The following is a 1141-nucleotide window of genomic DNA, read 5'->3' as shown; positions in this document are numbered from 1 at the left end:
TTCGATCTCTTCCGTATCTCCGAGGAGCACGAGATGCTTCGTGAGGCGGTGCGTTCGCTGGCCGAGGCGAAGATCGCTCCGTTCGCGGCGGAGGTGGACGAGCAGGGGCGGTTCCCGCAGGAGGCGTTGGACGCGTTGCGGGGCAGTGACCTGCATGCGGTGCACGTGCCGGAGGAGTACGGCGGTGCGGGTGCGGACGCGTTGGCGACGGTGATCGTGATCGAGGAGGTCGCGCGGGTGTGCGGCTCGTCCTCGTTGATCCCGGCGGTGAACAAGCTGGGTTCGCTGCCGGTGCAGTTGTCGGGTTCGGAGGAGTTGAAGGCGAAGTACCTGGGGGCGCTGGCGCGGGGCGAGGGGATGTTCTCGTACTGCCTGTCGGAGCCGGAGGCGGGTTCGGACGCGGCGGGGATGAAGACGCGGGCGGTGCGTGACGGTGACTTCTGGGTGCTGAACGGTGTGAAGCGCTGGATCACCAACGCGGGTGTGTCGGAGTTCTACACGGTGATGGCGGTGACGGATCCGTCGCTGCGGTCGAAGGGCATCTCGGCGTTCGTGGTAGAGAAGGGCGACGAGGGGGTGTCGTTCGGTGCGCCGGAGAAGAAGCTCGGGATCAAGGGTTCGCCGACGCGTGAGGTGTACTTCGACAACGTGCGGATCCCGGCGGACCGGATGATCGGTGCGGAGGGCACGGGCTTCGCGACGGCGATGAAGACGCTGGACCACACCCGGGTGACGATCGCGGCGCAGGCGGTGGGGATCGCGCAGGGTGCGCTGGACTACGCCAAGGGCTATGTGCAGGAGCGCCGGCAGTTCGGGAAGGCGATCGCGGAGTTCCAGGGTGTGCAGTTCATGCTGGCGGACATGGCGATGAAGCTGGAGGCGGCGCGTCAGATGACGTACGTGGCGGCGGCGAAGTCGCAGCGCGGGGATGCGGATCTGACGTTCTTCGGTGCGGCGGCGAAGTGTTTCGCGTCGGATGTGGCGATGGAGGTCACGACGGACGCGGTGCAGTTGCTGGGTGGTTACGGGTACACGCGGGACTACCCGGTGGAGCGGATGATGCGGGACGCGAAGATCACGCAGATCTACGAGGGCACCAACCAGGTCCAGCGCATCGTCATGGCCCGCAACCTGCCGTAAC

The 1141-nt window shown here is 66.7% G+C and carries 1 protein-coding gene; it reads left to right on the top strand.

Going from position 1 to position 1141, the window contains the following annotated elements; translation table 11 throughout:
* A partial coding sequence (locus tag OP86_RS32485; protein WP_245231853.1) for an acyl-CoA dehydrogenase family protein occupies positions 1–1140 on the top strand: 1140 nt, incomplete at its 5' end.
* Position 1141: the final 1 nt, after the last annotated feature.

It is taken from the genome of Streptomyces novaecaesareae (assembly GCF_000716875.1).
Taxonomy (GTDB): domain Bacteria; phylum Actinomycetota; class Actinomycetes; order Streptomycetales; family Streptomycetaceae; genus Kitasatospora; species Kitasatospora novaecaesareae.
This window is presented reverse-complemented; position numbering and strand designations above follow the sequence as displayed.